This is a genomic window from Streptomyces sp. NPDC006393 (assembly GCF_040628575.1).
Lineage (GTDB): Bacteria > Actinomycetota > Actinomycetes > Streptomycetales > Streptomycetaceae > Streptomyces.
Map to the genome: position 1 here is coordinate 16,329 of NZ_JBEXZD010000003.1, position 26,270 is coordinate 42,598.

Below are 26,270 nucleotides of genomic sequence, written 5' to 3' on the forward strand. Positions count from 1 at the left end.
TGGGTCGTGGTCACGGCTTGAGGAACCCGGCCCGCGTCAGGACCTTCTGGCCCTCGGCGGAGCGCACCAGCGCGATGAACGCCTTGGCCGCCGCGGAGTCGCGTCCGTGGTCCAGAAGGGCGATCGGGTAGTCGTTCACGGCCTCGGCCGCCTCGGAAAACTCCACGCCCTCCACCTTGCCACCGGCCGCCTTCACATCCGTCTTGTAGACCACCGCGGCGTCGGCCTCCTTCAGGACCACCTTGTTCAGCGCGGACTTGACGTCCTGCTCGTAGGAGACCGGGGTGAGCTGGAGGCCGGCGGCGGTGAGTGCCTTCTGCGCGGCGGCTCCGCAGGGCACCGCCTTGTCGCACAGGACGACCTTCAGCCCGGACCCGGTCAGGTCCTTCAGGGAGGAGATCTTGTCGGGGTTGCCGGGCAGGGTCGCGATCTCCAGTTGGTTGCGGACGAAGGTGGCCGGGGCGCCGGCCGTGTCCTTCCCGTCGGTCACGATCTTCATGGTCTTGGCGCTGGCGGCGGCGAAGACGTCGGCGGGTGCACCGCCGGTGATGCTCGCGGCGAGGGTGTCGCTGCCGCCGAAGTTGAAGGTGACCTCGGTGCCCGGGTGCTGTCGTTCGAACTCCTTGCCCAGCGCCGTGAAGCTCTCCTTGAGGGAGGCGGCGGCGAAGACGGTCACCGTGCCGGTCACCTTCCCGGAGGAGGACGTCGCCGATCCGGACCCGGACGACGACGAGCCGTCGGAGGAGGACGCGGAGGAGCAGCCGCTGAGAGCCAGCAGAGCTGCGGCCCCCGCACCGGCCACCTGCAGTGTCCGGGTCCGGCGCACGGAACGGGTCATCACGGATCTACTCCTCTGCTGCCGCACGGAAGGTGTCGCGCCCTGCCACGGCCGAAGTGAGGCCGTGCCGCGATGATACTGCCGCATCTGCGAGGGATAAGTCTCCTGTGGCTTCGCATGAGCTGGCCGGTCGACGGCTTGGCATGGCATGTGCGTTTGTACGGCGGAGGGTCCGGTCGGCCGGGTCCGTCGGCTACGTCCGGTCGATATGTACGTTTGTCGACTTCACGCGGGCCGTGGCCTCCATGCCGACCTCCAGGCCCAGTTCCTCGACGGCCTCCCGGGTGAGCAGCGAGACCAGGCGGTGCGGTCCCGCCTGGATCTCGACCTGTGCCGCCACGTCGCCGAGCTTGATGGCCGTCACGATCCCGGGGAAGGCGTTGCGGGCCGAGGTGTAGGAGACCTCCTCGTCACCTCCGCCGGAGCGGGCCAGTTCGACCGAGAAGGCGGCGAGGTCGCGGCCGTCGACGAGCCGCCGTCCGCTCTCGTCGCGGTGGGTGGCCACCCGGCCCGCGTCCGCCCAGCGGCGTGCGGTGTCCGCACTGACGCCGAGCAGACGGGCCGCCTGGCCGATCGTGTAGGACTGCATGCCGGTCACGATAGGGCCGTCGGCGCGGAACCGTGGACGCCGGGTCGGTGGCCGGCCGGGTCAGCCCGTGTGCACGCGCGGCCGCCTGGCCCGGTCCGGCTCCGCCTCGCGCAGCACCTCACGGGTGACCGGCGCGACCTCGCCCTGACCGAAGAGGAAGAAGCGCAGGAAGTTGCGGAACGGGTTGCCCTCGGTCCACTCGAAGTAGATGTGCGGGGTGCAGCCCGTCGTCTCGCGGACGTGCAGGAGGAGGGCGGCCAGGGCGTTGGGGATGGAGGAGGACTCCAGGGTCAGCACGCGGTAGCGGTCGTGCAGCACCTCGCCGCGCACCGTGAGGCCGGCCTCGAACTCGGAGGGGTCGGTGACCGTCACCTCGACGAAGACGAAGTCCTCCGTGTCCGGGATGTCGTTGTCGGAGCGGATCTGCTCGATCTTGTCGCGGTACTCGGCCTTGTCCCGGCGTCCGGGCTTGTTGGCGATGAAGCGGATCCTGCGGCTGGCGATGTCCCTGACGAATCGTTCCGCCATCGGGTCCATCGTCACGCTGGTCACGCGCAGCTCGAAGGCACGGGCCAGCCGGGACAGCAGCGAGACCAGGATGATGCCGACGATGAAGCAGGCACCGATCTTCACACCGTCCGGGCGTTCGATGACGTTGACGACGGTGGTGTAGAGGAACACCGTCGAGATCACCGCGAACGCGATGGTCCACTTGCGCTGCCCGGCCCTGTGGGCGGCGATGGTCACCGCGATCGCCGCGGAGCTGATCAGGACGAGCACACCGGTGGCGTACGCGCCGCCCTGCTTGTCGACGTCGGCGTCGAAGATCCAGGTGACCAGGAAGCCGATCAGGGTGAAGACGATGACCATCGGCCGCACCGCCCGGGCCCAGTGCGGGGCCATGCCGTAACGGGGCAGGTAGCGCGGCATCAGATTGAGCAGCCCGGCCATCGCGGAAGCGCCCGCGAACCACAGGATCGCGATGGTCGAGACGTCGTACACGGTGCCGAAGACGTTCCCGAGGTAGTGGTGGGCCAGGTAGGCCAGCGCACGCCCGTTGGCCTTGCCGCCGGGCTCGAACTCCGGCGCCGGGATCAGCAGCGTGGTGATGAAACTGGTGGTGATCAGGAAGCCGCTCATGATGAGCGCGGCCGTGGTGAGGAGTTTCTTGGTGTCCCGGATCCGGCCGGTCGAGCGCTCCTCGGTGTCCTGCGGGTCGCCCTGCACGTGCGGCATCACGGCGACGCCGGTCTCGAAGCCGGACAGGCCGAGCGCGAGCTTGGGGAAGACCAGCAGGGCCACGCCGACCATGGCGAAGACGCTGCTGTGCTGGGCGGTCAGGGCGCTGGACCAGTCGGCCACCACATGACCGGCGGTGACGACGTGCCACAGGCCGACGACCACCACGACGACGTTCAGCGCCAGGTAGATGCCGACCAGCGCGACCGCGACCCCGATCGCCTCCAGGAACCCCTTGAGGAACACCGCACCCAGCAGCGCCACCAGGAAGAGCGTGACGAGCATCTGGTGGCTGTGCAGCGCACCGGTCAGATGGGGGTTCTCCACCAGGTGCGTCGAGGCGTCGGCCGCCGACAGGGTGATGGTGATCAGGAAGTCGGTGGCGGCGAAGCCGAGCAGGGTCAGCACGAACAGCTTGCCCTGCCAGAACGACAGCAGCCGCTCCAGCATGGCGATCGAGCCCTCGCCACGGGGGCTCTCCTCGGCGACCCTGCGGTACACCGGCAGGGCCCCGACGAGCGTGACCAGGACCAGCACCAGGGTCGCGACCGGCGACAGCAGACCGGCGGCGAGGGCCGCGATGCCCGGCTGGTAGCCCAGTGTCGAGAAGTAGTCGACACCGGTCAGGCACATCACGCGCCACCACCGCTGCCCCTTGTGCGGGGGCTCCGGCGCGGCGTGCGGTGCCTGCTGCACGCCCTTGCCCATGTCGGACAGGCCCTCCAGCATCCAGGCACGCAGACGACTGGGAGGGTGTTCGGTGGTGGCCATGGGCCCTGCTCCTGATGTGCGGCTCAGCGTGTGGATCAGGCCCTCACGCGGACGGGGCACCAGCGTATGCAGAGCGTGACGCACGGGCCCACGCGTACCGGGGCGGGCGGGCGTCAATCTTCCGTTAAGAATGGCCGCGCCGACGGCGGGGCGGGCCTCAGGAGCAGGTGGGCCGGACGGCTCGTCCGCGTTCGGCCGGCCGGGGCACAACCATGGCCGCAAGCCCGGAGGCGACCGAACCCCGGAGGCGACCGAACCCCCGGAGGCGTCATGGCTCGAGCCCGGAGACGCGGAACACCGTCAGCGCGGTCTCGCGGTCGACCTGCTCCGCGAGGTCCCGCAGCGCGCTCGCCCCGCACCGCAGCAGGCCGCCGGCCGCCGACGTCCGCGCGTCCTCCTCGAAGCGGTACCACAGGCCGGGGTTGTCCAGCAGGACCCGTGGGTCGATCTCGACGCGGGCGCCGAAGACGTCCCGCAGGACCAGCCGCCGGGAGACGCCGTCCGTGACGCGCACCGACACCAGCAGGTCGGTACGGACCCTGCGGCGGCGCAGCGGCGAACGAATGGCGAGCCAGCCCTCGCCGGCGCACACGAGGGGCGGGCAGAGCACCAGGAAGAGCAGCGCCCCGAGCGCGCACCACAGAGCGCCGCGCGCCCAGGTCAGGTTGCCCGTGCCCCAGTCGAACAGGAGCAGCAGGCCGCACAGTGCCACCGAGGAGCAGACCGAGGTGTGCAGGTCCCGCGCCCAGTGACGGTCGTACGCCACCCGGCCGGGGCGGTGCGCGGGTGTGCCGGTACCCGGTCGTACGTCGTTGCCGTGCTGCCTCATGACATCGACGCTAGAGCCCGCACGCGCCGCGGCAACCGCCGTTGACACGCCCCTGACGCGACGCCGACCGTTCTTGACGCCGTGGCAGCGCGGCCGGCCGTGCCGCCCCCTTGATCGGCTCCCTTGTCCGCCCTCCGCGCCACATCTACAGTGCGACTGCCATAAACATTCGTCAACAGTTTCGAAATTTTCGACTCGGATCGCTTCGCTTCGACCTCCTGAAAGGGGCTCGACTCCCATGCGGACGTACGACAACCCGGTGATCCCCGGCTTCCATCCCGACCCCAGCGTGTGCCGGGTGGGCGAGGACTACTACCTCGTGTGCTCCAGCTTCGAGTACTTCCCCGGCGTCCCGCTGTTCCACAGCCGCGACCTGGTCCACTGGCGCCTGATCGGCAATGTCCTCGACCGCCCCGGGCAGTTGCCGCTGCCGGACGACCTGCCGGCCTCGGCGGGGATCTACGCCCCGACGATCCGTCACCACGACGGCCGCTTCCACGTGATCACCACCAACGTCGGAGGCGGCGGGAACTTCCTGGTCACCGCCGAACGCCCGGAGGGCCCCTGGTCGGACCCGGTCTGGATCGACCTGCCCGGCATCGACCCCGACCTCGCCTGGGACGACGACGGAACCTGCTGGTGCGCCGTGGCCGGAGTGGGGCTGGCCCGGATCGACCCGCAGAGCGGAAAGGTGCTGGAAGGGCCGTTGAAGGTGTGGTCGGGGACGGGGATGCAGCATCCCGAGGCGCCGCACCTGTACCGCGTGGGGGACTGGTGGTACCTCATGCTCGCCGAGGGCGGCACCGCGCACGGCCACAGCGTCTCGATCGCCCGCGCCCGCTCCCCGCGCGGGCCCTACGAACCGGCGCCGCACAACCCGATCCTGTCCCACCGCAGCACCGACCGGCCGATCCAGTGCACCGGCCACGCCGACCTGGTCCAGGCCGCGGACGGCACCTGGTGGATGCTGCTCCTGGGCACCCGTCCCCGGGGCTACTTCCCGGAGTTCCACGTGCTCGGCCGGGAGACGTTCCTGGCGCCGGTGCGGTGGGTGGACGGATGGCCGACGGTCGGCCCGGTGCGCGAGAGCCATCCGGCCCCGGCGGCCTGGCACCCGGTCCCGCCCGAGCCCGCCCGGGACGACTTCGACGCGCCGGCCCTCGCGCCGTACTGGATCTCCCCGCGCAGCAGGCCGGACGGCTCCTGGTCGCTGAGCCGGCGCCCGGGGTGGCTGAGGCTGACCGCGACCGGCGACAGCCTCGACCGCCCGGGCCACACCCTCGTCGGGCGCAGGCAGCAGCACCCGGACTGCCGGGCGTCGGCCCGTCTGGACCCCGGCTCGGGACGCGCCGGACTGTCCGTCCGCCTGGACGAGGCGCACCACTACGACCTGGAGATCGGCGGGGGAGTGGCGAGCGTCGTCGCCCGTATCGGGCCGGTGCGGCAGCGGATCGCCGAACACCCGGTGCCGCCGGGACCGCTCACCCTGCACGTGCAGATCCGAACGTCCGAGGTGCCGCCGCCCACCGGGACGGCCGCCGGCGGACAGGCGCCCGGTCTCCGGTCGGGCGGCCCCGACGCGATCGCCTTCTCGGTCGAGACCGGCGAGCGGACCGTACCCCTGGCGGAACTCGACGGCCGCTATCTGTCCACGCAGGTCGCCACCGGTTTCACCGGGCGGGTGATCGGCATGTACGCCACCGAGGGCAGCGCCGATTTCGACTGGTTCGACTACCGCCCGCGGCCCGCCTGAAGCCCCGCCGGCGCCCTCGGCAGCCCGGCGGGCGGGCGGAGTTGCCCGCGAATCCGCGTCTGACGAGGGCTTGCCGAGCGTGCGCGCGTGTCCCTAGGGTGCACCGCAGCTTTCTGGACATGAGCCGAAAGTTTCGGAACAGAACGAGGAGTCGCACCATGTCACGGACCACCGTTCGCCTCAGATTCGCCGGAGCGCTCGCCGCAGCCCTCGTGGCCGGCGGCGTCGCCACCGGCCCCGCGGCCCAGGCCCATGAGCGGACGCCCAGCCTCGCCGACCTCGCCCACCGCCAGGGCCGCTACTTCGGCAGCGCCACCGACAACCCCGAGCTGACCGACAGCGCCTACACGAAGATCCTCGGCAGCGAGTTCGACATGATCACGCCGGGCAACGGCATGAAGTGGGAGAACACCGAGCCGCAGCAGGGCGTCTTCGACTGGTCCAAGGGCGACGAGATCGTGAAGCTCGCCCGCGCCAACCACCAGCAGGTGCGCGCCCACACCCTGGTCTGGCACAGCCAGCTGCCCGCCTGGCTCACCTCGCGCGAGTGGACCCCGTCCGAGCTGCGCGCCGTGCTGAAGAAGCACATCACCGCCGAAGTGCGCCACTACCGGGGCAAGGTCTACTCCTGGGACGTGGTGAACGAGGCCTTCAACGAGGACGGCACCTACCGGGACACGATCTGGTACAAGACCCTCGGCCCCGGTTACATCGCGGACGCGCTGCGCTGGGCCCACGAGGCCGACCCGCACGCCAAGCTGTACCTCAACGACTACAACATCGAGGCCGTCGGCCCGAAGAGCGACGCCTACTACAACCTCGTCAAGCAGCTGAAGGCGGAGCACGTCCCGCTGGACGGCGTCGGCTTCCAGACGCACCTCGCGCTCCAGTACGGCTATCCGACCACGATCGAGGACAACCTGCGCCGCTTCTCCCGCCTCGGCCTCGACACCGCGCTCACCGAGGTCGACGTCCGGATGCAGCTGCCGGCCACCGACGAGAAGCTGGCCGAACAGGCCACCTGGTACGGGGACCTGACGCGGGCGTGCCTGGCGGTGCGGCGCTGCGTCGGCGTCACCGTCTGGGACTTCACCGACAAGTACTCGTGGATCCCGGGGGTCTTCGCCGGGGAGGGCGCCGCGCTGCCGTGGGACGAGCAGCTGCGGCCCAAGCCGGCCTACCAGGCGCTGCGCGACGCGCTCGGCGGGTGACCGGGTCGCCGGACGGCTACGGTTCGTAGTCGCGGCGGGACATGCGTCGGGGCCGGCCCTCGCACACCGTGCGAGCCGGCCCCTCGTCGTGCCGGGCGGCTCTCCGGCCCGTCTCCGGCGCACCGGGTGCGCCCGGGCCGTGGCCGCCCTCGTGCTCAGGCCGCGGTCATCACCCGGTCGGCGCCCAGCGGGCGGTGCGGGGCGATGATCTGACCGTCCGGCAGAAGCTCACCGGTGTCCTCGAAGAGAAGAACGCCGTTGCACAGCAGGCTCCAGCCCTGCTCCGGGTGGTGCGCCGCGAGGCGGGCGGATTCCCGGTCGGCGGAGTCGGCTGACGGACACGGTGGCTGGTGCTGGCACATGGGTGGGATCTTTCGCTCTGTCGTCTGGTCCGGAATGGTCGGTGTGTGCGTTTCGCGGCTGGTGGCACTCTCCATGGCCGCCCCCCGTTGGATGAGTCGGACTGAAACCAGTGTTGCCCCACGAGCGTGTTTCCGCAGGCATTTCACGGCACCGCTTCTCACAGGTTGGAGACGCCTCACCCGCCTGAGCGGTTCATCCCGGACGCACGGCCTCTTCGGATGGTTCGGTGTGGCCGGATGGGGCTAGTCCGGTCGGGCCATCGGGCCGTGAACGGCGTCGTACCCCGCTCCCGGGGGATCCGGCAGCGGGGTACGACGAGGTGGTCCGGGGCGGCGCGAGACGGTCCGGGGCGGCGCGAGGGCGTCGGCGCGCGGGACGTCAGGCGGGCGAGCCCATGAGCCGTACGGGAGTGGGAGTCACCCGATGGGTGAGGACCGGGAGCAGTTCGGCGACCCGGTGCGGCACGTGGGCCGGTATCCCGGGCGGGGCCGGAGCCAGCGGTACGAGCAGGTCGGCGGGGTCCGGGTGGCCGTCGGCGCCGTCGTCGGCGAGGTCGCCGTGCAGCCACAGGGTGAGCATGTACAGGCTGGGCAGGGACAGCAGGCGCGGCTGGTAGGGCTGACCGAGGTTCTCCGCCTGACGCAGCGCGCGTTCGGTCGAGGTGATGTAGGGACCCTCGAAGAAGTGGGAGAAGGCCCAGCCGTCGGGGGTCAGCCTGGTCTCGGCGGCGGCCACCGCCTGGTCGCCGACGCGGATCAGGAAGCGCCATCCGGCCAGCCGGGTCGCGGAGATCCCCTCGGGGGTGATCCGGTCCAGTACGTGCACCGGAAGCGGGAGTTCTGGAGTGGCCGGGCCCTGCGCGGCGCGGAGCGCGGGCGTGGGCGCCTCACGGACCGCGGTGGGGGAACCGAGGGCCGTGAGGACGGAGCGAAGTGCGGGCGCGGGAGCCGGCGGGACATGCAGCGGCATGGTGGGTCGCCTCTCATTCGACAGGCAGGGTGGCGCGAGGGCGGGGCGGGTGGGGCGGACGACGCTGTCAGCTCTCGGGGGCAGGAGGGGGCGGGGCCGGGGCCTCGCGTACGAGGGGTGTACGAGGAGTTGCGGAGCGCGGCATGCCGGACATGACCCGGACCGCGGGTCCAGGGCCGCGGGCGCCAACCTTCTGCCGTTCAGCAGAGTTTATACGACACATGTTCACGCGATGTTTCATCTAGCTGTTTCCGGCGTGAACAACAAGTCGCTATTCAGCCGGAGATTCGCGGGATTGATCCCGCTTCCGAGTCGGGCGCACCGCGATGACCTCGGGTTCTGTCCGCGCAGCGGTCGGCTTGTTGTCGTCGGCGTTTTTCACGAGATCTCCGGGGTACTCGTTCTTGCTCGCTGCCCCATGCCCCGTGAATGTGCCGGACGGTCATTTGGCACCAGAGTAGTCGGTGCGGGGCGGCGACGGGACGTTATCGATCGCGTTCGTGGGGCATCATCCCACCTGACCGGGACCCCGGCGGCCGGATCCTCGGCCCGCCCGAGCGAGGAGGGACGCTGCGATGGGGGAGAAGGTCGTGGCAGGAGAGTTCGACCTGTCGGATCGCAACCGCTACCGCGCCAAGCTCCGGCGGTGTCTGAAGGGGCTGGAGCGGTTGCTGGAGGAGAAGCGGTTCGACCGCCCCAAGAACCTCATGGGGCTGGAGATCGAATTGAATCTCGTCGGGTCGGACGGCATGCCGAAAATGCTGAATGCGCAAGTACTCGAGCGCATCGCGAGCCGGGACTTCCAGACGGAACTCGCCATGTTCAATCTGGAGGTGAACATCGCCCCGCACCGGTTGGGCGGGCGGGTATTCGACCGGCTGGCCGAGGAGTTGAGGACGTCACTGGCATATGCCGACCGAAAAGCCGGAGAGGTCGACGCGTCGATAGCGATGATCGGTATTCTTCCGACGCTCGACCGCGACGACCTGGTCTCCTCCAATCTCTCCGACGTCGACCGCTACACGCTGCTCAACGACCAGATCGTGGCGGCACGCGGTGAGGACTTCGCCCTGGACATCGAGGGCGTGGAGCGGCTGACCTGCACCTCGAAATCCATCGTCCCCGAGGCCGCCTGCACCTCCGTGCAGCTGCACCTCCAGGTCACCCCCGGCCGCTTCGCCGACGTGTGGAACGCGGCGCAGGCGGCGTGCGCCGCGCAGATCGCCGTGGGCGCCAACTCGCCCTTTCTCTTCGGGCGCGAGCTGTGGCGGGAGTCGCGGCCCCCGCTGTTCCAGCAGTCCACCGACACCCGCCCGCCCGAGCTCCAGGCGCAGGGCGTGCGGCCGCGCACCTGGTTCGGTGAGCGGTGGATCTCCTCCGCGCACGACCTCTTCGAGGAGAACCTGCGCTACTTCCCCGCGCTGCTGCCGATCTGCGACGAGGAGGACCCCCTCGAGGCGCTCGACGCCGGCGGTGTCCCCAGACTGGCCGAACTCGTCCTGCACAACGGCACCGTCTACCGCTGGAACCGGCCGGTCTACGACATCGCCGACGGCGTGCCGCACCTGCGGGTGGAGAACCGGGTGCTGCCCGCCGGGCCCACCGTCACCGACGTGATCGCCAACGCCGTCTTCTACTACGGCCTCGTCCGCGCGCTCGCCGAGGAGTCACGGCCCGTGTGGACCCGGCTGCCCTTCGAGGCCGCGGCCGCCAACTTCGACGCGGCCTGCCGGTACGGGATCGACGCCCGGTTCAGCTGGCCCCGGCGCGGCCGCTACTCCGGCACGGTCGAGGTCGACGCGGTCACCCTCGTCCGCGACGAACTGCTGCCGCTCGCCGAGGCCGGTCTGGACGCGTGGGGCGTGGAGGCGGTGGACCGGGACCGCTATCTCGGTGTGATCGAGGAGCGGTGCCGGCACCGGACCAACGGCGCCCAGTGGCAGGCGGCCACCTTCCACCAGGGCGTGGAGAGCGGTCTCACCAGGGACGAGGCCCTGGCCGCCACGACGCGGCGCTACTGCGAGCTGATGTGGCTGGGCGAGCCGGTCCACACCTGGCCGGTCGGCCTGCCCGCGCCGGTCCCGCTGGGCTGAGCCGGCGGGGGCGCCCGCGCCCCGGCGGGGCGGATGGGGCAAGCTGTGACCTCTCAGAACGGTGTACGGGAGGCACAGCGTGCAGGAGAGGATGGGGCCGACGGACGAGGCCGCTCCACGGGAGCGGCTGTCGCGGCGGATGCTCCGTGACGAGACACTGCTCGTGCTCGCCCTCTCTCTCGGGGCGAGCGGGGTCTCCGCCCTGATCAGCTTTGTCGGATCGGTCACCCGACCCGGCGGCCTCAAGGACCAGGCCGCCACCCTCAACGCCTCGGCCGCACCCGGCCGCCCCTGGCTCGATCTCGCCTGGCAGCTCTTCGGGATCGCCACCGCGCTCGTCCCCGTCGCCCTGGTCGCCCACCTGCTGCTCCGCGAGGGCGAGAGCCTGCGCACGCTCGGCTTCGACCGCACCCGTCCCTGGCCGGATCTCGGCCGGGGCGCCGCGATCGCCGCGGTGATCGGCAGCACCGGAATCGCCTTCTATCTGGCCGCCCGTGGCCTCGGCTTCAATCTGACGGTGGTGCCCGAGGCGCTGCCGCCGGTCTGGTGGAAGTACCCGGTGCTGGTCCTGTCCGCGATCCAGAACGCGGTCCTGGAAGAGGTCATCGTGGTCGGCTATCTGCTGCGCCGGCTGGGCGGCCTCGGCTGGACGCCGGGGACGGCGCTGGTCGCCAGTTCCGTGCTGCGCGGCTCGTACCACCTCTACCAGGGCGTCGGCGGCTTCGTCGGCAACATGGTGATGGGCGTGGTCTTCGTCTGGCTCTACCGCCGGTGGGGGCGGGTCGGCCCGCTGGTCGTGGCGCACTCGCTGCTCGACATCGGCGCCTTCGTGGGCTACGCCCTGCTGGCCGGGAAGGTGGGCTGGCTGCCCACGGCGTGAGGCGGGCGGCCGTGGCCCGTGCGAGCGGCCCGCGGCGCTCGTGGTCCGAGTGGGGGCGGGGCGTACGACGCCGTCGTACGCCCCCTTCGTGCGAGCGGCCCCGCACGCCGGACGCGGGCGCTCAGGCGTGCAGCTCCCCCTCGATGACCGTCACGGCGTGGCCGGTGAGCAGCGTGCGGGCGCCGCGCAGCCCCGTGCGGACCCGGCCGGAGCGCCGGGAGGCCTGGAGGCCGGTGAGGTCCGTCCGGCCGAGACGCTCCGACCAGTAGGGCGCCAGGGCGGTGTGGGCGCTGCCGGTGACCGGGTCCTCGTCGATGCCGACGTTCGGGAAGAAGCAGCGGGAGACGAAGTCGTGGCGGCGGGCGGTCTCCTCGGCGCGGGCGGTGGCGATGATGCCGCGCGAGGAGTAGGCGGCCAGGGCCTTGTGGTCGGGGTCGAGGCTCCGGACGGTCTTCTCGTCGGCGAGTTCCAGCAGCAGGTCGCCCACGTTCGGGCCGGTGTCGAAGGCGGTGCGGGGCTCGGCGCCGAGGGCCTCGGCGACCCCGTCCGGCACCTCGACCGGCGTGAGCGGGGCGGTGGGGAAGTCCAGGGTGATCGCGCCGTCCCCGGCGGGCGTCGCGATGAGCACACCGCTGCGCGTGGCGAAGCGCACCGGTCCGGTGTGGGCGCCGGTGGTGTGCAGGACGTGTGCGGTGGCGAGCGTGGCGTGCCCGCACATCGCGACCTCGGTGGCGGGGGTGAACCAGCGCAGCGCCCAGTCGGCCTCGCCGCCCTCGGGAAGCCGGTGCGCGAAGGCCGTCTCGGCGTGGTTGACCTCCAGGGCCACCTTCTGGAGCCAGTCGTCCTCGGGGAAGGCGTCGAGGAGGAGGACCCCCGCCGGGTTGCCGGAGAAGGGACGGTCGGTGAAGGCGTCGACGATTCGAATCCGCATGTCCCGACGGTAGGACGTACGGGACGGCGCGGGCCAAGGCCAATTCGCGGACGGCGGCCACGGATCGGGGGAGCGAGCAGCTCGGAAGAGGGTTGTCGGAGACTTGTTTCCGATATATCGTTGAGGCATCGCGACAGATCGACGATGGGATGGAGTGGTGGCGATGCACACCCACGGATTCGAGCGTGGACACCGGCAGGACGGCCCGTGGCGCGGCCGGGGCGGCTTCGAGGGCCGGCGTGCGGCGTTCGGGCCCTTCGGCCCCGGCGGTCCCGGCTTCGGACCGGGTTTCGGTCCGGGCCCCTGGGGTGGACGAGGACGCGGCGGACCGCGCGGAAGGGCCCGGCGCGGGGACGTACGGGCATCGATCCTGGCCCTGCTGAAAGACCGTCCGATGCACGGCTACGAGATGATCCAGGAGATCGCCGAGCGCAGCGGCGGCGCGTGGAAGCCCAGCCCCGGCTCGGTCTACCCCACGCTCCAGCTGCTGGAGGACGAGGGGCTGATCACCAGTGAGTCCGAGGGCGGCAAGAAACTGTTCTCGCTCACCGAGCCGGGCCGCAGCGCGGCCGACGAGGGGCCCGAAGCGCCCTGGGAGGAGGCCTCGCGCGGCATCGACTGGGAGGCCTTCGGCGAGATCCGTCAGGCCGGCTTCGGTCTCATGGAGGCCTTCGGCCAGGTCTGGAAGACCGGCAGCAAGGAGCAGCGCGACAAGGCGCTCGCCGTCATCAACGAGGCCCGCAAGAAGCTGTATCTGATCCTGGCCGACGAGGACTGACCCTCGCACCGCACAGGCACAGGCCTGATCTCCTCCGCAAGGAGGAGATTCCGGCCACGCGGGTCCACTTTCCGTGGGACGCGAAAATGCTTCCCGCCGGGGATGACCGCGGCGCGGGAGGCTGATGGGCTGGCAGATGTGCGACCCCGTATCCCCAGGCCGCCGGCCCACGAGCGGGGCGGCCGCCGTCCGGACGACGATGTCCGGCTCAGCGCCGAACTGGCGGCGGTGGTCGCCGCTGCCCGCAGAAGGGCCGTCCGGAACAGGGACCGGCACATCGACACCGCCCATCTGCTGCACGCGCTCCTGGAGTCCGGCCCCGAGGTGCGCGCCGTCCTCGGCGACGGTCCGCGGATCGCCCGGCTGCTCGGCTACCTCGTGCAGCGCAGCATCGGCTACGGCCTGCGCTGGCAGAGCGGCGTCGAGGACTCCGGCGCGCTGCCCGTGGTGACCGGAGCGACGGCGGCCGGGGCCGACGGCTGCTCGCCCCTGGCGGCGGCCGCCCTGGAGTGCGCCCGCGAGCGCGCCGCACGGCGCGGCGACTACCTGGCCGACGGCCCCGACCTGCTCGCCGCCCTCGTGGCGGACCCCCAGGCACGCGCAGTCGAGGTCCTCACCCGCGCGGGCATCGACGCCCGGGAACTGGCCACCCGGCTGGACGGAACCCATGGGCTGGACGAAGCGGTGGGGAGGCCGTCCGGCCCCGGCTGACGCGTCCAGCCGTTGAGACAGGTGTCATCGGGGGTGACGCTCCTGTCGTTGCCTGTCATCATGTGCCGGTGGTTACGTCTGGGATCAGTAAGCGCCAGTCCGGCAAGGGTGCCGGGCTCGGCCTCGCGCTCGTGTCCGCGCTCGCGTTCGGGGGCTCCGGTGTCGCGGCCAAGCCGCTGATCGAGGCAGGTCTCGACCCGCTGCACGTGGTGTGGCTGAGGGTCACCGGCGCGGCCCTCGTCATGCTGCCGCTCGCCGTGCGCCACCGCGCCCTGCTGCGCCGGCGCCCCGCGCTGCTCGCCGGCTTCGGCCTGCTCGCCGTGGCGGGCGTCCAGGCCTGCTACTTCGCCGCGCTCTCCCGCATACCCGTGGGGGTCGCCCTGCTCATCGAGTACCTGGCGCCGGCCCTGGTGCTCGGCTGGGTCCGCTTCGTGCAGCGGCGGCCGGTCACCCGGGCCGCCGCGCTCGGCGTGGTCCTCGCGGCCGGCGGGCTCGCCTGCGTCGTAGAGGTCTGGTCCGGCCTGAGCTTCGACGCCCTCGGACTGCTGCTCGCCCTCGGCGCCGCCTGCTGCCAGGTCGGCTACTTCGTGCTGGCCGACCACGGCGGCGGGGAAGGCGAGGGCGACGGCACGGCGCCCGACCCGCTCGGCGTCATCGCGTACGGACTCCTCGTCGGCGCCGCCGTGCTGACCGCCGTGGCCCGCCCCTGGGGCATGGACTGGCCGGTCCTCGCGCGCACCGCGCACATGAACGGCACCCCGGTCCCGGCCGCCGCCCTGCTCGTCTGGATCGTGCTGGTCGCCACCGTCCTCGCGTACATCACGGGCGTGCTGTCGGTGCGCAGGCTCTCCCCGCAGGTGGCGGGCGTGGTGGCCTGCCTGGAGGCGGTCATCGCCACCGTGCTGGCCTGGGTGCTGCTCGGCGAGCACCTCTCCGCGCCGCAGGTCGTCGGCGGCGCCGTCGTCCTGCTGGGCGCGTTCATCGCGCAGTCCTCCACGCCGGCGAAGGCACCCGCGGAGCCGGCGGAGCCCGCGCGGTCGGTGGCGGCCGGCGGGGCGGAAAGAGAGTTGTCGGCACGCGGTACGGCGGCCTAGGGTCCCGATCATGCACACGAACGCACTCGTTCTTCCGCCCCCGGCCGCCTGAGGCGGGCCCTCCGGTGATCCCGGCCCGGTGCGCGTCGCCGGGCCGAACGGTGCTGCCCGCAGAAGAAGTCCGACGACCCCGCCGAACCGGGGTCCTCATCCGAACTTCTGCGTCCTGGCGGAGAGAAACTCGTGTCGCATGCTTCCTCCGGCCTGCCCATCGGGCGTGGCCTGCTCTGTCTGATCGTCGCCGGTGCCGCCTGGGGCACCGCGGGCGCTGCCGCCTCCCTGGTCCACCGGGCCAGTGACATGGGGCCGGCCGCCCTGTCCTTCTGGCGCTGCGCGGCCGGTGCGCTGCTGCTGCTCGCCGTGCGGCTGCTGCGCCCGCGCGTCCGGGCGGCGGTGCCCGTTCCGCTCGGCCGCGGGCTGCTGCGGGCCGGTGCCACCGGTGCCGGCCTGGCCGTGTTCCAGACCGCCTACTTCTACGCCGTGGCGGCCACCGGACTGGCGGTGGCCACCGTCGTCACGCTCGGCGCCGGACCCGTGCTCATCGCCCTCGGCGCCCGCCTCACGCTGGGCGAACGGCTCGGCCGGGCCGGCCTGATCGCCGTCGCCGGGGCACTGGCCGGGCTGGGCGTGCTGGTCCTCGGCGGCGGCGGGGCCGGCGCGCACCCGTGGGGCGTGCTGCTCGCCCTCCTCTCGGCGGCCGGCTACAGCGTCATGACGCTGCTCACCCGACGGTGGGGGCGTGCGGGCCAGGCCGACGGGTCCGCCACGACCGTGGGGGCGTTCGCGGTGGCGGGGCTGTGCCTGCTGCCGTTCGCGCTGGTGGAGGGGCTGGTGCCGCACACCGCCGAACCCCTCCGGCTGCTGTGGCTGCTGGCCTACATCGGGACCGTTCCCACGGCCCTCGCCTACACCCTGTACTTCGCGGGCGCGGCCGTCGTCCGGTCCGCCACCGTCTCCGTGATCATGCTGCTGGAGCCGGTCTGCGCGGCCGTGCTGGCGGTGACCCTGCTCGGCGAGCGGCTGACGGCGGCCACCCTCGTGGGCACCGCGCTGATGCTCGGGTCGGTCGGCGGCCTCGCCGTCGCGGAGGCGCGCGGGGCACGGTCGGCGTCCGTGCGGGAACCGGTCCTCGTGTGACGAGGGGGGCCGCCGGTTCGGCGGCCCCGCCTCACAGTTCCGCGAGGTAGTCCGGAAGTCCGATGCCCGGGGCCAGGTCCGCGTCGGGGAGCGGAGTGCCGTACTCCCGGCGGACCGGGACCACACCGGCCCAGTGGGGGAGGGCGAGGTCCTCGGGCTCGTCGTTCACCCCGCCGGTGCGCAGCTTGGCGGAGACCTCCTCCAGGTCGAGACGGAGCACGGCGGTCGCCGCCAGTTCCTTGGTGTCGGCGGGGCGGGAGTCGGCCGCGCGGCCCGGCACCACGTGGTCGACCAGCGCGTCCAGCGCCGTCCGCCTCTCCTCGGGGTCGGTGACCTGGTGGGCGATGCCGTGCACCACGACGGAGCGGTAGTTGATCGAGTGGTGGAAGGCCGAACGGGCCAGCACCAGGCCGTCGACGTGCGTGACCGTGAGGCAGACCGGCAGCCCCGGCTCGGCCGGGCCCTTTGGGGCGGCCTGGCGGGCCATGCGCAGCGGACGGGAGCCCGTCGAGCCGTGCACGTAGAGCCGCTCGCCGACCCGGCCGTACAGCGTCGGCAGCACCACGGGGGCGCCGTCGCGGACGAAGCCGAGGTGGCAGACGTAGCCCTCGTCGAGTATCGCGTGCACCAGTTCCTTGTCGTACGACGCACGGTTCGCCGAGCGGGTGGGGACGGTGCGCTCGGTGGGGGCGTAGGCGTCGTCGGTCGGCGCGGTGGGCCGCTGGGTCCCCTGCATTGCGATCTCCATTGCACTAGTGCATAATCTGCTTTGTGCTAGGAGGATATCCGATCGAAGGGCGGCGCGCAGCGGAGATTGCGGCGAGCGTCGAGCGTGCGGTGGGGTCCGGTGACCTCGAACCCGGTCAACTCCTGCCGCCCATGCGCGAGTTGGCGACCCGTCTGGGGGTCAACGCGAACACGGTGGCGGCCGCTTACCGGGTGCTGCGCGAGCGCGGGGTCATCGAGACCGCCGGGCGGCGCGGCAGCCGGGTGCGGCCCGCGCCCGCCACCACCGGGCGGGAGAACATCCGCGTGGACGTGCCCGAGGGCGTCCGCGACATCTCGAGCGGCAACCCGGATCCGGCGCTGCTGCCGCCGCTGGCACCGGCGTTGGCCTGGGCGGCGGACCAGGGCGACCGCGAGCCGGTGCTGTACGGGCATGTGGCCGTGGACCCGGAGCTGGCCCGCGAGGCGCGTGCCGCACTGGACGCCGACGGCGTGCCGGACGGACCCGTCGCCGTCCTGTCCGGAGCGCTCGACGGCACCGAACGGGTGCTCTCCGCCCACCTCAAGCCGGGCGACACGGTCGCCGTCGAGGACCCGGGGTGGGGCAGCGTCCTCGACCTGGTGCCCGCCCTCGGCCTGCGCACACAGCCCGTCGGAGTCGACGACGAGGGACCCCTTGTCGACGACGTACGCCGCGCGCTCTCCGGCGGCGCCCGCGCCCTGATCGTGACGGACCGCGCGCAGAACCCGACCGGTGCGGCGGTGAGCGCCACGCGTGCGCGTGCGCTGCGGGCCGTACTGAGCGAGTACCCGGAGACCCTGCTGATCGAGGACGACCACGGCCACGGCATCGTCGACCTCCCCCTGCACCCCCTGGCCGGCACGACCCGGCACTGGGCCTTCGTCCGGTCGGTCGCCAAGGCGTACGGCCCCGACCTGCGGCTCGCCGTGCTCACCGGCGACGAGACCACCGTCGACCGGGTCCGCGGGCGGCAGCGGCTCGGACCCGGCTGGGTGAGCCTGCTGCTGCAACGCGCCGTCGTACGGCTGTGGCGGGACGGGACGCCGGACACGCGCGTAGTGGCGGCGGAGTACGGAAGGCGGCGCGCGGCGCTGATCGGCGCGCTGGCCGAACGGGGGATCGCCGCGCACGGGCGCAGCGGGATGAACGTGTGGGTGCCCGTGCCGGACGAGACCGGTGCCGTCGCCCGGCTGCTCCACGCCGGCTGGGCGGTCGCCCCGGGCGCCCGCTTCCGGATGAGCGCGCCGCCGGGCATCCGGATCACCGTCTCGACGCTGCGGGACCACGAGGTGGCGGCACTGGCGGACGCCGTGGCGGCGGCCCTCGGACCGGCGCCCGCGCGGAGCTACGTCTGACGGGACGGCGCCCCGCCGATGGCTACGCCTTGGCCGCGGGCTCGGGCCGGGAGGACTTCGCTTCCGGCTGCTCGATCCGTGCCGCGGCGGTCCCGGCGGGCCGGTCGCCGCTCCGGGGCCGGGCCTGGGTCAGCGCCGCGCCCGCGAGGACGATCACCGCGCCGACCGGGGTCGACCAGGCCAGCTGCTCGCCGAGGACCGCGACGCCCGCGGCGGTGGCGATGATCGGAACGAAGTAGGTGACCATCTGCGCGGTCGTCGGGCCGACCTCGGCGACCAGGCCGTACTGGACGAGCATCGCCACGCCCGTGCCCAGCGCGCCCAGCGCGGCGATCGCCAGCAGCGGCACCACGGACAGACGGCTCGGCAGATCCGTGAACAGCGGGGTGACCACCGCCAGCTGCACCGTCGCCAGCAGCAGCTGGCCACCCGTCAGCGACAGATGCGACTCGCTCGAGCCGGCCAGCGTGCGCCGGACGTAGATCCAGCCGACGGGGTAGCTCAGCGAGGCCAGCAGCGCCATCGCCGTGCCGCCCGCGTCCAGTCCGTGGAAGCCCTGCCAGGCGCCCAGCACCGTGAGCACCCCGAGGAAGCCCAGGCCGAGACCGGCCACCCGCACCCGGGTCGGGCGGTCCTCCGAGAGGGCCACGAGGGACAGGGCCATGCCCCACAGCGGTGAGGTCGCGTTGCAGATGCCCGCGAGCGTGGAGGGGATGGTCAGCTCCGAGTACGCGAACAGCGAGAACGGCAGGGCGTTGAGGAAGAACGCGGCGACCGCCAGGTGCCCCCAGGTGCGGGCGCCGCGCGGCAGCCGCTCCCGCTTCACCGCCATCGCCACCACGAGCACCGCCGTGCCGAACACCAGACGCCCCAGGGTCACCTGGAAGGGCGCGAAGCCCTCCGTGCCCACCTTCATGAACAGGAAGCTGAATCCCCAGATCAGCGAAAGGAAGGCGAAGCGGACCCGCCAGTGCAGGGGCCGGCGGTCCCGTGCGGCCGGGACGGAGGGGTGCGGTGACGAGGCGGTCGCGGTGCTCATGGTCGTACCATGCCTGCTGCCGACCTCGTAGCACAATCGAGAATTTTCGCGCGGTACCTCGTAGCATCTCTTACATGTTGAATCTGGAGCGCCTGCGCACCCTCGACGCCCTGGCCCGGCACGGCTCGGTCAGCGGCGCGGCGGACGGACTGCACGTGACGACCTCGGCCGTCTCGCAGCAGATGGCGAAGCTGGAGCGGGAGGTCGGCCAGCAGCTCCTGGCCAGGAACGGCCGCGGGGTGCGGCTCACCGACGCGGGGCGGCTGCTCGCCGAGCACGCGGCGCGCATCCTGTCACAGGTCGCGGTGGCCCAGTCCGACCTGGAGGCGCAGCGCGGGCAGGTGGTCGGCGAGCTGCGGCTGGGCGCGTTCCCCACGGCCGCGCGCGGACTGTTCCCCACGGCGCTGTGCCATCTGCGTTCCCGGCATCCGGGCCTCGGCGTCACCACCGCCGAGGTCGAACCCGCGTTCGCCGTGCGCGCCGTGCTCCGCGGCGACGTGGACCTGGCGGTCGTCCTCGACTGGTACAACAAACCGCTGCCCGTGCCCGACGGGCTCACCCGGGCACCGATCCTCGACGACGCCGCCGACGTGGCCCTGCCCGCCGCGCACCCGTACGCGGACCGCGCCGAGGTCGACCTGGAGGACTTCGCCGACGACGACTGGATCACCTGGCGGGACGCGGAGTTCTGCCACGAGTGGCTGCTGGACACCCTGCGCTCCAAGGGCGTCGAACCGCGCATCGCGCACCGCGCCGAGGAGCACGCCACCCAGCTCGCCCTGGTCGGCGCCGGACTCGGCGTGTGCGTGGCGCCTCGGCTCGGACGCGGGCCGCTGCCCGCCGGGGTGCGGACCGTTCCCGTACGGCAGGCGGTGCGACGGCACGTCTACGCCGTCTGGCGCGCCGACGCCGACCGGCGCCCCTCGATCCGCGCGGCGGTGGACGCCCTGCGGGCGGCGGGGGAGCAGATCGGCTGAGTCCCCCGGGAGTCCCTCGGCACCCAGCCGGTTCACCCCCGGCCCAGCTTGCGGAAGTCCCAGGAGACGGTCTTCTCCGGGGTCAGCCGGACCCACGCGTGCCGGCCGTCGTGCGGCATCTCCTCCAGGCCGAAGTACTTGCGGGCGAACAGCGTCTCGGGGACGTCGAGTTCCGCCCGCAGCTCCCCGACGCGCGGCGACTCCCCGACGAACTCGGCCGTGCCGGAGAGCTCGACGCCGCGCAGCTGGTCGTACTCCTCGCCCGTGTCGACCACGACCGCCACCCGGGGATCGCGGCGCAGATCCGCCCAGCGCCTGCTGCGCACCACCGAGTACAGCCACAGCGAGACGCCGTCCCAGGCGAACCACAGGGCGCTCACGTGCGGGGCGCCGCCGGGCGACACGGTGGCCACCCGGCAGGTGCGCTGGGCAGTGAGGAACGCGTCCAGCTCGCCCGGAGTCATCATGATCTTCCGGCCCCGGCGCTGTGTGACGGTCATGCGGCCGCTGCTTCTCCTCTTCGGCGTGGACAGGTGCTGGTTCGGCGCGCGCAGGCGTCGCGGGCGCGTCAGGCCAGCTTGATCTCGTCCCCGGAGACCGTGATGTCCTTCGCGGGCAGCGGCTGGGTCGCGGGGCCCTTCTTCACGCTGCCGTCGGCCGCGGAGAACTGGCTGCCGTGACAGGGGCAGCTGATCACGCCGCCGGCGATCCCGCTCACCGCGCATCCCTGGTGGGTGCACTTCGACGAGAACGCCTTGAACTGCCCCTTCACCGGCTGCGTGACCACCACTCCCTCCTTGGCCAGGATCTTGCCGCCGCCCTCGGGGATGTCGCCGGTCTTGGCGAGCACGGCACCGGAGGAGCCGGCCTCGGCCCCACCGCCCGCGTCACTGCCGTTCTGGGTGGTGGCCGAACCGGACGACGACGAGTCGTCCGATCCGCACGCGCTCAGCGCCACGGCGAGCCCCGCCGCGCCGACCGCCGCCACGACGCTACGGCGGGCCGGTGCCCCTTGGGACTGAAGCGATTCGCTGGTCATGCCGACGTCTTCCCTTCGCACGGACTTCATGCTTCAGGGGCGGACCTCGTGATCCGCCCGGACTTCGTGATCTGATGTGTGATCCGTACAGGGGTACGGCCGCCGGGCGCCGGGCGTTCAGGTGACGGCGAGAATTGTGCGAAGACCCCAGTAGCCTGGGGCGATGCTCAAGGAAGTCAACGCGACCCGGTTCATCACACCGCTGCGCGAGGGCGGCTCGCTGCCGGGACTCGTCGAGGCCGACGACTTCGGGACGTACGTCCTGAAGTTCACCGGCGCCGGGCAGGGCCGCAAGACACTCGTCGCCGAGGTGGTCTGCGGCGAACTCGCCCGCCGGCTGGGACTGAGGGTGCCCCGCCTGGTGACGATCGGCCTGGATCCCGTGCTCGGGCTCGGCGAACCCGACGAGCAGGTGCAGGAGTTGCTCAGGTCCAGCGGCGGCACCAACCTCGGGATGGACTTCCTCTCCGGTGCGCTCGGCTTCGACCCGCTCGCCTTCCCGGTGGACCCGGAGGAGGCCGGACGGATCGTCTGGTTCGACGCGCTGGTGGGCAACGTGGACCGCTCCTGGCGCAACCCCAACCTGCTCAGATGGCGCGGCGGGCTGTGGCTCATCGACCACGGCGCGACCATGATCTGGCACCACAACTGGCCCGGCGCCGAGGCCTCCGCGGCCCGCCCCTACGACGCCTCCGACCACGCCCTCGCGCCCTTCGCCCCGGACCTCGCCGCCGCCGCGGCCCGGCTCGCGCCCCAGGTCACCGAGGACCTGCTCGCCGAGGTCACCGCCGAGATCCCCGACGTCTGGCTGGCCGGCGAACCCGGCTTCGACACCCCGGACGAGCTGCGCCGGGCCTACGCCCGCCCGCTGCTCGCCCGGGCCGCCGTCATCCACGAGCGCATCACCGGCATCGAGGGGGCCAAGTGAGCGACCACCACATCATCGGCGGCCGCCAGGCGGGGGAGCGCCACATCACCCGGGCCGGCCAGGGCGGCGACCGGGACGTCTTCGAGTACGCCCTGCTGCGCGTCGTACCGCGTGTCGAACGCGGCGAGTGCATCAACGCGGGCGTGATCGTCTACTGCCGCGCCCGGTCCTACGTCGGCGCCCGCACCCACCTCGACGAGGCCCGCCTGCTCGCCCTCGACCCGGACGCGGACGCGGCCGGCGTGCGCTCCCTGCTGCGCGCCGTGGAGGGCGTGTGCGCCGGCGGGGACGCGGCCGGGCAGGCCGCCCGCGACGACGCCGGGCGCCGGTTCCGCTGGCTGATCGCGCCCCGTTCGACGATCGTGCAGCCCGGCCCCGTGCACACCGGGCTGACCGCCGACCCGGCCGCCGAGACGGAGCGGTTGCTGGACCTTCTGGTGAGGTAATGGATCACACCGGCACCCTGTGTCGTTGACACCGCGTGCCAGGGCTTCTAGCGTCACGTTCCACCGAAGGTACTAAGCGGTCGCTCACCGCACACCAGGTTCTCTCAAGGGCGAGGAGAAGCAACAATGTCCAGCACTGAGCAGCGGGTAGCCGTCGTCACCGGTGCCGCGCGCGGTATCGGCGCCGCCACCGCCGTACGACTGGCCGCCGAAGGCCGCGCGGTCGCCGTGATCGACCTCGACGAGGCCGCCTGCAAGGACACCGTGGAGAAGATCACCGCGGCGGGCGGCAGGGCCATCGCGGTCGGCGCCGACGTCTCGGACGAGGCACAGGTCGAGGCGGCGATCGCCCGTGTCGCCGAGGAGCTCGGCGCGCCGACCATCCTCGTCAACAACGCGGGCGTGCTCCGCGACAACCTGCTGTTCAAGATGAGCGCCTCCGACTGGGACACCGTCATGAACGTGCACCTGCGCGGCTCGTTCCTGATGACCCGCGCCGTGCAGAAGCACATGGTGGACGCGGGCTTCGGCCGCATCGTCAACCTCTCCTCGTCCTCCGCGCTCGGCAACCGCGGCCAGGTCAACTACTCGGCCGCCAAGGCCGGTCTCCAGGGCTTCACCAAGACCCTCGCCAAGGAGCTCGGCAAGTTCGGCATCACCGCCAACTCCGTCGCCCCCGGTTTCATCGCCACCGAGATGACCAAGGCCACCGCCGAACGCGTCGGCATGGGATTCGAGGACTTCAAGGCCGCCGCCGCCACCCAGATCCCGGTGCAGCGCGTCGGCGAGCCCGAGGACATCGCCAACGCGATCGCCTTCTTCACGGGCGACGCGGCCGGATTCGTCTCCGGCCAGGTGCTCTACGTCGCCGGCGGACCGCTCAACTAAGGAAACGGACACATGACTTCCGTGGAACCGACCGGCAAGGTCGCCCTCATCACCGGTGCCAGCCGCGGCATCGGCTACGGCATCGCCGAGGCGCTCGTGGCCCGGGGCGACCGGGTGTGCATCACCGGCCGCAACGAGGACGCCCTGAAGGAGGCCGTCGAGAGGCTCGGTGCCGACCGGGCCGTCGGCGTCGCGGGCAAGGCCCACGACGAGGCCCACCAGGCCGAGGCCGTCGAACGCGTCATGGAGGCGTTCGGCCGCGTGGACTTCCTGGTCAACAACGCCGGGACCAACCCGGTGTTCGGGCCGATCGCCGACCTCGACCTGAACGTGGCGCGCAAGGTCTTCGAGACCAACGTCGTCTCCGCCCTCGGCTTCGCCCAGCGCACCTGGCACGCCTGGCAGAAGGACAACGGCGGCGCGATCGTCAACATCGCCTCGATCGCGGGCCTCGCGCCCTCGCCGTTCATCGGCGCCTACGGCATCAGCAAGGCGGCGATGATCAACCTGACGCAGCAGCTGGCGCACGAGTTCGCGCCCCGGGTGCGGGTCAACGCCATCGCCCCGGCCGTGGTGAAGACCAAGTTCGCGCAGGCCCTGTACGAGGGGCGCGAGGAGGAGGCGGCCGCGTCCTACCCGCTCGGCCGGCTCGGCGTGCCCTCCGACATCGGAGGGGCGGCCGCGTTCCTCACCTCCGAGCAGTCCGACTGGATCACCGGCCAGACCCTCGTCGTCGACGGCGGCATGTTCCTCAACGCCGGGGTCGGCTGACCGGCCGGGAGAACCGGCCCGGGGCCGTTTCCGTTTCGGCCGGGGAATTCCTTGCCCGAGTTCGTTCCTCTTCGTTCCTCTTCGGCAAGGAATTCCTCGTTCCTCTTGACGGAAACGGCCCCGCTGTCATGCCAGGACCGCTGGCAGGGCGGTATGACAACGTAGTCAGTCACACGCTGATCAAGACCATGTTCATTGCGGGTTCAAGGAGGGAGAAGCCGCGGTATGGTCTGCCGACCCTTGGTACGGCGGATCGAGGAGCGTGCGCGTGTTCAACCGGAAGCGATGTCTGCGGCCCGCGGTGGTGATCGCGTCCATATCTCTCGTGGCCGGGTGCAGCGTCTTTTCCGACGGCGACCCCGACAGCGCGGGGCCCATCGTCGTGGGGACGACCAGTGCGCCCAGCACGCTGGACCCGGCGGCGTCGTGGGACGGCTCCTGGGAGCTGTTCCGGAACATCTACCAGACGCTGCTGGCCTACCCCAACGGCGCGACCACGCCCCAGCCCGACGCCGCGCGCAGCTGCCGGTTCACCGACGCCTCCAACCGCGTCTACCGCTGCGAACTGCGCCCCGGCATGAAGTTCGCCGACGGGCACCCCCTGGACGCCCAGGCGGTCAAGTACTCCATCGACCGCATCCGGAACATCAACGCGCCCGGCGGCCCCGCCGGACTGCTCGGCAGCCTGGACCGGGTGCAGGTGGCCGGTGACCGGGACGTCGTCTTCCAGCTCAACAAGTCCGACGCCACCTTCCCGTTCGTGCTCGCCACCCCCGCCATGTCGATCGTCGACCCCGACGACTACTCCGCCCATGCCCTGCGCAACGACGGCAAGGTCTTCGGCTCCGGGCCCTACACGCTGAAGTCGTACCAGGAGGGCAAGCAGGCCGAGCTGGTCAAGAACGGCAACTACCAGGGGTACGCGGAGCGCAAGAACGATGCGGTGACCATCCGCTACTTCCAGGACTCCGCCACGATGGTCAAGGCGCTGCGGGACGGCGGCATCGACGTGACCTACCGCGGTCTGGCCGCCGACGACATCGTCGCCCTCCAGGGCAGGGGCACCGAGGACCTGCAACTCGTCGAGGGCGCCGGCGCGGACATCAACTATCTGGTGTTCAACCCGAAGGACCCCTGGGCGGCCAGGCAGGCCGTGCGCAAGGCCGTCGCGCAGATCGTCGACCGGCCGGCGATCGCCCACAACGTCTACAAGGACACCGTCGACCCGCTGTACTCCATGGTCCCCAAGGGCCTGACCGGCCACACCACGGGCTTCTTCGACGACTTCGGCGACCCGAGTGTGCCCAAGGCCCGCGAGATCCTCACCGGGGCGGGCATCACCCAGAAGGTCCCGCTCACCCTCTGGTACACCACCGACCGCTACGGCTCCGAGACCGCCGAGGAGTTCCAGGAACTCAAGCGGCAACTGGACGACTCCGGCCTGTTCACGATCACCCTGAAGAGCCGGCCCTGGAAGACCTACGTCGCCGGCTACCAGAAGGGCGAGTACCCGGTGTTCGGGCGCGGCTGGTCCCCGGACTTCCCCGACGCCGACAACTTCATCGCCCCGTTCGTGGGCCAACAGAACGCGCTCGGCACCCCGTACCCGACGCCCGAGATCACCAAGGTGCTGCTGCCCGAGTCGCGGCGTGAGAGCGACCGCGCGAACGTGGTGAAGGAGTTCGAGCAGGCCCAGCAGATACTGGTGCGCGACGCACGGCTGCTGCCGCTGTGGCAGGGCAAGCAGTACGTGGCCGCGAGCGACGACATCTCGGGCGGCGAACGGGCGCTGGACCCGTCGTCGATCATGATGATGTGGGAGCTGTCGCGCAAGACGAGCTGGTAGGGGCGGAAGGGGCGGAACTCCGAGGGCGCGGCGCCGTTGTCAGTGGT

26 protein-coding genes are annotated in these 26,270 nt (G+C 72.0%); 15 read left to right on the top strand and 11 right to left on the bottom strand.

The genetic code is table 11. From position 1 onward, the window contains the following. Positions 1–10: 10 nt before the first annotated feature. The 4 genes from modA to ABZ484_RS02130 all read right to left on the bottom strand — a co-directional run bounded on the left by modA (position 11) and on the right by ABZ484_RS02130 (position 4,266). Positions 11–838: a molybdate ABC transporter substrate-binding protein gene (gene modA / locus ABZ484_RS02115; protein ID WP_358863973.1), complete on the bottom strand. Its 828-nt coding sequence runs from the start codon at positions 836–838 to the stop codon at positions 11–13. 193 nt (positions 839–1,031) lie between these two features. Further along, positions 1,032–1,427 carry a helix-turn-helix transcriptional regulator gene (locus tag ABZ484_RS02120; protein ID WP_358863974.1) on the bottom strand — a complete coding sequence of 132 codons (396 nt, stop codon included), beginning with the start codon at positions 1,425–1,427 and terminating at the stop codon, positions 1,032–1,034. A gap of 60 nt (positions 1,428–1,487) precedes the next feature. Then, a complete protein-coding gene (locus ABZ484_RS02125; RefSeq protein ID WP_358863975.1) occupies positions 1,488–3,437 on the bottom strand; it encodes an amino acid transporter in 1,950 nt (649 codons plus the stop codon). A 268-nt stretch (positions 3,438–3,705) separates the two neighbouring features. Beyond that, entirely contained in the window at positions 3,706–4,266 is a 561-nt protein-coding gene (locus tag ABZ484_RS02130; RefSeq protein ID WP_358863976.1) for a hypothetical protein, read from the bottom strand. Between the two features lie 238 nt (positions 4,267–4,504). Here ABZ484_RS02130 and ABZ484_RS02135 point away from each other — a divergent pair, with 238 nt between their 5' ends. After that, positions 4,505–6,019, top strand: a complete 1,515-nt coding sequence (locus ABZ484_RS02135) for a glycoside hydrolase family 43 protein (RefSeq protein ID WP_358863977.1) — start codon at positions 4,505–4,507, stop codon at positions 6,017–6,019. Positions 6,020–6,177: 158 nt separating this feature from the next. After that, positions 6,178–7,230: an endo-1,4-beta-xylanase gene (locus tag ABZ484_RS02140; protein ID WP_358863978.1), complete on the top strand. Its 1,053-nt coding sequence runs from the start codon at positions 6,178–6,180 to the stop codon at positions 7,228–7,230. A 155-nt stretch (positions 7,231–7,385) separates the two neighbouring features. Here ABZ484_RS02140 and ABZ484_RS02145 read toward each other — a convergent pair whose 3' ends face one another. Together ABZ484_RS02145 and ABZ484_RS02150 are read right to left on the bottom strand one after the other, a co-directional pair. Next, entirely contained in the window at positions 7,386–7,592 is a 207-nt protein-coding gene (locus tag ABZ484_RS02145; RefSeq protein WP_358863979.1) for a DUF5999 family protein, read from the bottom strand. Between the two features lie 379 nt (positions 7,593–7,971). Further along, entirely contained in the window at positions 7,972–8,562 is a 591-nt protein-coding gene (locus ABZ484_RS02150) for a hypothetical protein (RefSeq protein WP_358863980.1), read from the bottom strand. Positions 8,563–9,137: 575 nt separating this feature from the next. On the opposite strand from ABZ484_RS02150, the gene ABZ484_RS02155 reads away from it, so the two are divergent. Continuing rightward, entirely contained in the window at positions 9,138–10,655 is a 1,518-nt protein-coding gene (locus ABZ484_RS02155; protein ID WP_358863981.1) for a glutamate--cysteine ligase, read from the top strand. Between the two features lie 91 nt (positions 10,656–10,746). Further along, the gene (locus ABZ484_RS02160) at positions 10,747–11,535 is read left to right on the top strand and encodes a type II CAAX endopeptidase family protein (protein WP_358864128.1); all 789 of its coding nucleotides are present in this window, start codon (positions 10,747–10,749) and stop codon (positions 11,533–11,535) included. 121 nt (positions 11,536–11,656) lie between these two features. On the opposite strand, the gene ABZ484_RS02165 is transcribed toward ABZ484_RS02160, so the two are convergent. Continuing rightward, a complete protein-coding gene (locus ABZ484_RS02165) occupies positions 11,657–12,466 on the bottom strand; it encodes a PhzF family phenazine biosynthesis protein (protein WP_358863982.1) in 810 nt (269 codons plus the stop codon). A 163-nt stretch (positions 12,467–12,629) separates the two neighbouring features. On the opposite strand from ABZ484_RS02165, the gene ABZ484_RS02170 reads away from it, so the two are divergent. The 4 genes from ABZ484_RS02170 (at position 12,630) to ABZ484_RS02185 (ending at position 16,186) form a co-directional block, all read left to right on the top strand. Beyond that, positions 12,630–13,244: a PadR family transcriptional regulator gene (locus ABZ484_RS02170; RefSeq protein WP_358863983.1), complete on the top strand. Its 615-nt coding sequence runs from the start codon at positions 12,630–12,632 to the stop codon at positions 13,242–13,244. 138 nt (positions 13,245–13,382) lie between these two features. Beyond that, positions 13,383–13,955 (top strand): Clp protease N-terminal domain-containing protein, encoded by a 573-nt coding sequence (locus tag ABZ484_RS02175; RefSeq protein WP_358863984.1) that lies wholly within the window; start codon positions 13,383–13,385, stop codon positions 13,953–13,955. Positions 13,956–14,023: 68 nt separating this feature from the next. Then, entirely contained in the window at positions 14,024–15,049 is a 1,026-nt protein-coding gene (locus ABZ484_RS02180) for an EamA family transporter (protein WP_358863985.1), read from the top strand. A gap of 183 nt (positions 15,050–15,232) precedes the next feature. Further along, positions 15,233–16,186 carry an EamA family transporter gene (locus ABZ484_RS02185; protein WP_358863986.1) on the top strand — a complete coding sequence of 318 codons (954 nt, stop codon included), beginning with the start codon at positions 15,233–15,235 and terminating at the stop codon, positions 16,184–16,186. Positions 16,187–16,217: 31 nt separating this feature from the next. Here the strand turns inward: ABZ484_RS02185 and ABZ484_RS02190 are convergent, their stop codons facing one another. Beyond that, the gene (locus ABZ484_RS02190) at positions 16,218–16,922 is read right to left on the bottom strand and encodes a pyridoxamine 5'-phosphate oxidase family protein (protein ID WP_358864129.1); all 705 of its coding nucleotides are present in this window, start codon (positions 16,920–16,922) and stop codon (positions 16,218–16,220) included. A 35-nt stretch (positions 16,923–16,957) separates the two neighbouring features. Between ABZ484_RS02190 and ABZ484_RS02195 the strand changes: the two genes are divergently transcribed. Further along, entirely contained in the window at positions 16,958–18,289 is a 1,332-nt protein-coding gene (locus ABZ484_RS02195; protein WP_358863987.1) for an aminotransferase class I/II-fold pyridoxal phosphate-dependent enzyme, read from the top strand. A 22-nt stretch (positions 18,290–18,311) separates the two neighbouring features. Here the strand turns inward: ABZ484_RS02195 and ABZ484_RS02200 are convergent, their stop codons facing one another. Then, on the bottom strand, positions 18,312–19,328 hold the full coding sequence (locus ABZ484_RS02200) for a DMT family transporter (RefSeq protein ID WP_358863988.1): 1,017 nt from the start codon (positions 19,326–19,328) through the stop codon (positions 18,312–18,314). Positions 19,329–19,402: 74 nt separating this feature from the next. On the opposite strand from ABZ484_RS02200, the gene ABZ484_RS02205 reads away from it, so the two are divergent. Next, positions 19,403–20,305, top strand: coding sequence for a LysR family transcriptional regulator (locus ABZ484_RS02205; RefSeq protein ID WP_358863989.1), 903 nt, complete (start codon positions 19,403–19,405; stop codon positions 20,303–20,305). Between the two features lie 32 nt (positions 20,306–20,337). Here the strand turns inward: ABZ484_RS02205 and ABZ484_RS02210 are convergent, their stop codons facing one another. Both ABZ484_RS02210 and ABZ484_RS02215 read right to left on the bottom strand, forming a co-directional pair. Continuing rightward, complete coding sequence (locus ABZ484_RS02210; RefSeq protein ID WP_358863990.1) at positions 20,338–20,805, bottom strand: pyridoxamine 5'-phosphate oxidase family protein; 468 nt, start codon at positions 20,803–20,805, stop codon at positions 20,338–20,340. A gap of 68 nt (positions 20,806–20,873) precedes the next feature. After that, on the bottom strand, positions 20,874–21,344 hold the full coding sequence (locus tag ABZ484_RS02215) for a Rieske (2Fe-2S) protein (protein ID WP_358863991.1): 471 nt from the start codon (positions 21,342–21,344) through the stop codon (positions 20,874–20,876). A gap of 163 nt (positions 21,345–21,507) precedes the next feature. Here ABZ484_RS02215 and ABZ484_RS02220 point away from each other — a divergent pair, with 163 nt between their 5' ends. The 5 genes from ABZ484_RS02220 (at position 21,508) to ABZ484_RS02240 (ending at position 26,223) form a co-directional block, all read left to right on the top strand. Continuing rightward, positions 21,508–22,272, top strand: a complete 765-nt coding sequence (locus tag ABZ484_RS02220) for a HipA family kinase (RefSeq protein ID WP_358863992.1) — start codon at positions 21,508–21,510, stop codon at positions 22,270–22,272. A 14-nt stretch (positions 22,273–22,286) separates the two neighbouring features. Beyond that, positions 22,287–22,718 (top strand): DUF3037 domain-containing protein, encoded by a 432-nt coding sequence (locus ABZ484_RS02225; RefSeq protein WP_358864130.1) that lies wholly within the window; start codon positions 22,287–22,289, stop codon positions 22,716–22,718. Between the two features lie 126 nt (positions 22,719–22,844). Beyond that, on the top strand, positions 22,845–23,606 hold the full coding sequence (fabG, locus tag ABZ484_RS02230) for a 3-oxoacyl-ACP reductase FabG (protein WP_358863993.1): 762 nt from the start codon (positions 22,845–22,847) through the stop codon (positions 23,604–23,606). 12 nt (positions 23,607–23,618) lie between these two features. Further along, entirely contained in the window at positions 23,619–24,377 is a 759-nt protein-coding gene (locus ABZ484_RS02235) for an SDR family oxidoreductase (RefSeq protein WP_358863994.1), read from the top strand. A 262-nt stretch (positions 24,378–24,639) separates the two neighbouring features. Beyond that, positions 24,640–26,223, top strand: a complete 1,584-nt coding sequence (locus ABZ484_RS02240; protein ID WP_358863995.1) for an ABC transporter substrate-binding protein — start codon at positions 24,640–24,642, stop codon at positions 26,221–26,223. The last annotated feature ends 47 nt before the right edge of the window (positions 26,224–26,270 follow it).

What these genes read in the sequence shown, in the direction of transcription:
- ABZ484_RS02125 (WP_358863975.1), bottom strand. Translation starts at nt 3,437, where the DNA reads ATGGCCACCACCGAACACCCTCCCAGTCGTCTGCGTGCCTGGATGCTG.
- modA (WP_358863973.1), bottom strand. Translation starts at nt 838, where the DNA reads ATGACCCGTTCCGTGCGCCGGACCCGGACACTGCAGGTGGCCGGTGCG.
- ABZ484_RS02165 (WP_358863982.1), bottom strand. Translation starts at nt 12,466, where the DNA reads ATGCGGATTCGAATCGTCGACGCCTTCACCGACCGTCCCTTCTCCGGC.
- ABZ484_RS02210 (WP_358863990.1), bottom strand. Translation starts at nt 20,805, where the DNA reads ATGACCGTCACACAGCGCCGGGGCCGGAAGATCATGATGACTCCGGGC.
- ABZ484_RS02200 (WP_358863988.1), bottom strand. Translation starts at nt 19,328, where the DNA reads ATGAGCACCGCGACCGCCTCGTCACCGCACCCCTCCGTCCCGGCCGCA.
- ABZ484_RS02215 (WP_358863991.1), bottom strand. Translation starts at nt 21,344, where the DNA reads ATGACCAGCGAATCGCTTCAGTCCCAAGGGGCACCGGCCCGCCGTAGC.
- ABZ484_RS02135 (WP_358863977.1), top strand. Translation starts at nt 4,505, where the DNA reads ATGCGGACGTACGACAACCCGGTGATCCCCGGCTTCCATCCCGACCCC.
- ABZ484_RS02155 (WP_358863981.1), top strand. Translation starts at nt 9,138, where the DNA reads ATGGGGGAGAAGGTCGTGGCAGGAGAGTTCGACCTGTCGGATCGCAAC.
- ABZ484_RS02190 (WP_358864129.1), bottom strand. Translation starts at nt 16,922, where the DNA reads ATGCAGGGGACCCAGCGGCCCACCGCGCCGACCGACGACGCCTACGCC.
- ABZ484_RS02140 (WP_358863978.1), top strand. Translation starts at nt 6,178, where the DNA reads ATGTCACGGACCACCGTTCGCCTCAGATTCGCCGGAGCGCTCGCCGCA.
- fabG (WP_358863993.1), top strand. Translation starts at nt 22,845, where the DNA reads ATGTCCAGCACTGAGCAGCGGGTAGCCGTCGTCACCGGTGCCGCGCGC.
- ABZ484_RS02170 (WP_358863983.1), top strand. Translation starts at nt 12,630, where the DNA reads ATGCACACCCACGGATTCGAGCGTGGACACCGGCAGGACGGCCCGTGG.
- ABZ484_RS02150 (WP_358863980.1), bottom strand. Translation starts at nt 8,562, where the DNA reads ATGCCGCTGCATGTCCCGCCGGCTCCCGCGCCCGCACTTCGCTCCGTC.
- ABZ484_RS02220 (WP_358863992.1), top strand. Translation starts at nt 21,508, where the DNA reads ATGCTCAAGGAAGTCAACGCGACCCGGTTCATCACACCGCTGCGCGAG.
- ABZ484_RS02130 (WP_358863976.1), bottom strand. Translation starts at nt 4,266, where the DNA reads ATGAGGCAGCACGGCAACGACGTACGACCGGGTACCGGCACACCCGCG.
- ABZ484_RS02120 (WP_358863974.1), bottom strand. Translation starts at nt 1,427, where the DNA reads ATGCAGTCCTACACGATCGGCCAGGCGGCCCGTCTGCTCGGCGTCAGT.
- ABZ484_RS02145 (WP_358863979.1), bottom strand. Translation starts at nt 7,592, where the DNA reads ATGTGCCAGCACCAGCCACCGTGTCCGTCAGCCGACTCCGCCGACCGG.
- ABZ484_RS02160 (WP_358864128.1), top strand. Translation starts at nt 10,747, where the DNA reads ATGGGGCCGACGGACGAGGCCGCTCCACGGGAGCGGCTGTCGCGGCGG.
- ABZ484_RS02205 (WP_358863989.1), top strand. Translation starts at nt 19,403, where the DNA reads ATGTTGAATCTGGAGCGCCTGCGCACCCTCGACGCCCTGGCCCGGCAC.
- ABZ484_RS02235 (WP_358863994.1), top strand. Translation starts at nt 23,619, where the DNA reads ATGACTTCCGTGGAACCGACCGGCAAGGTCGCCCTCATCACCGGTGCC.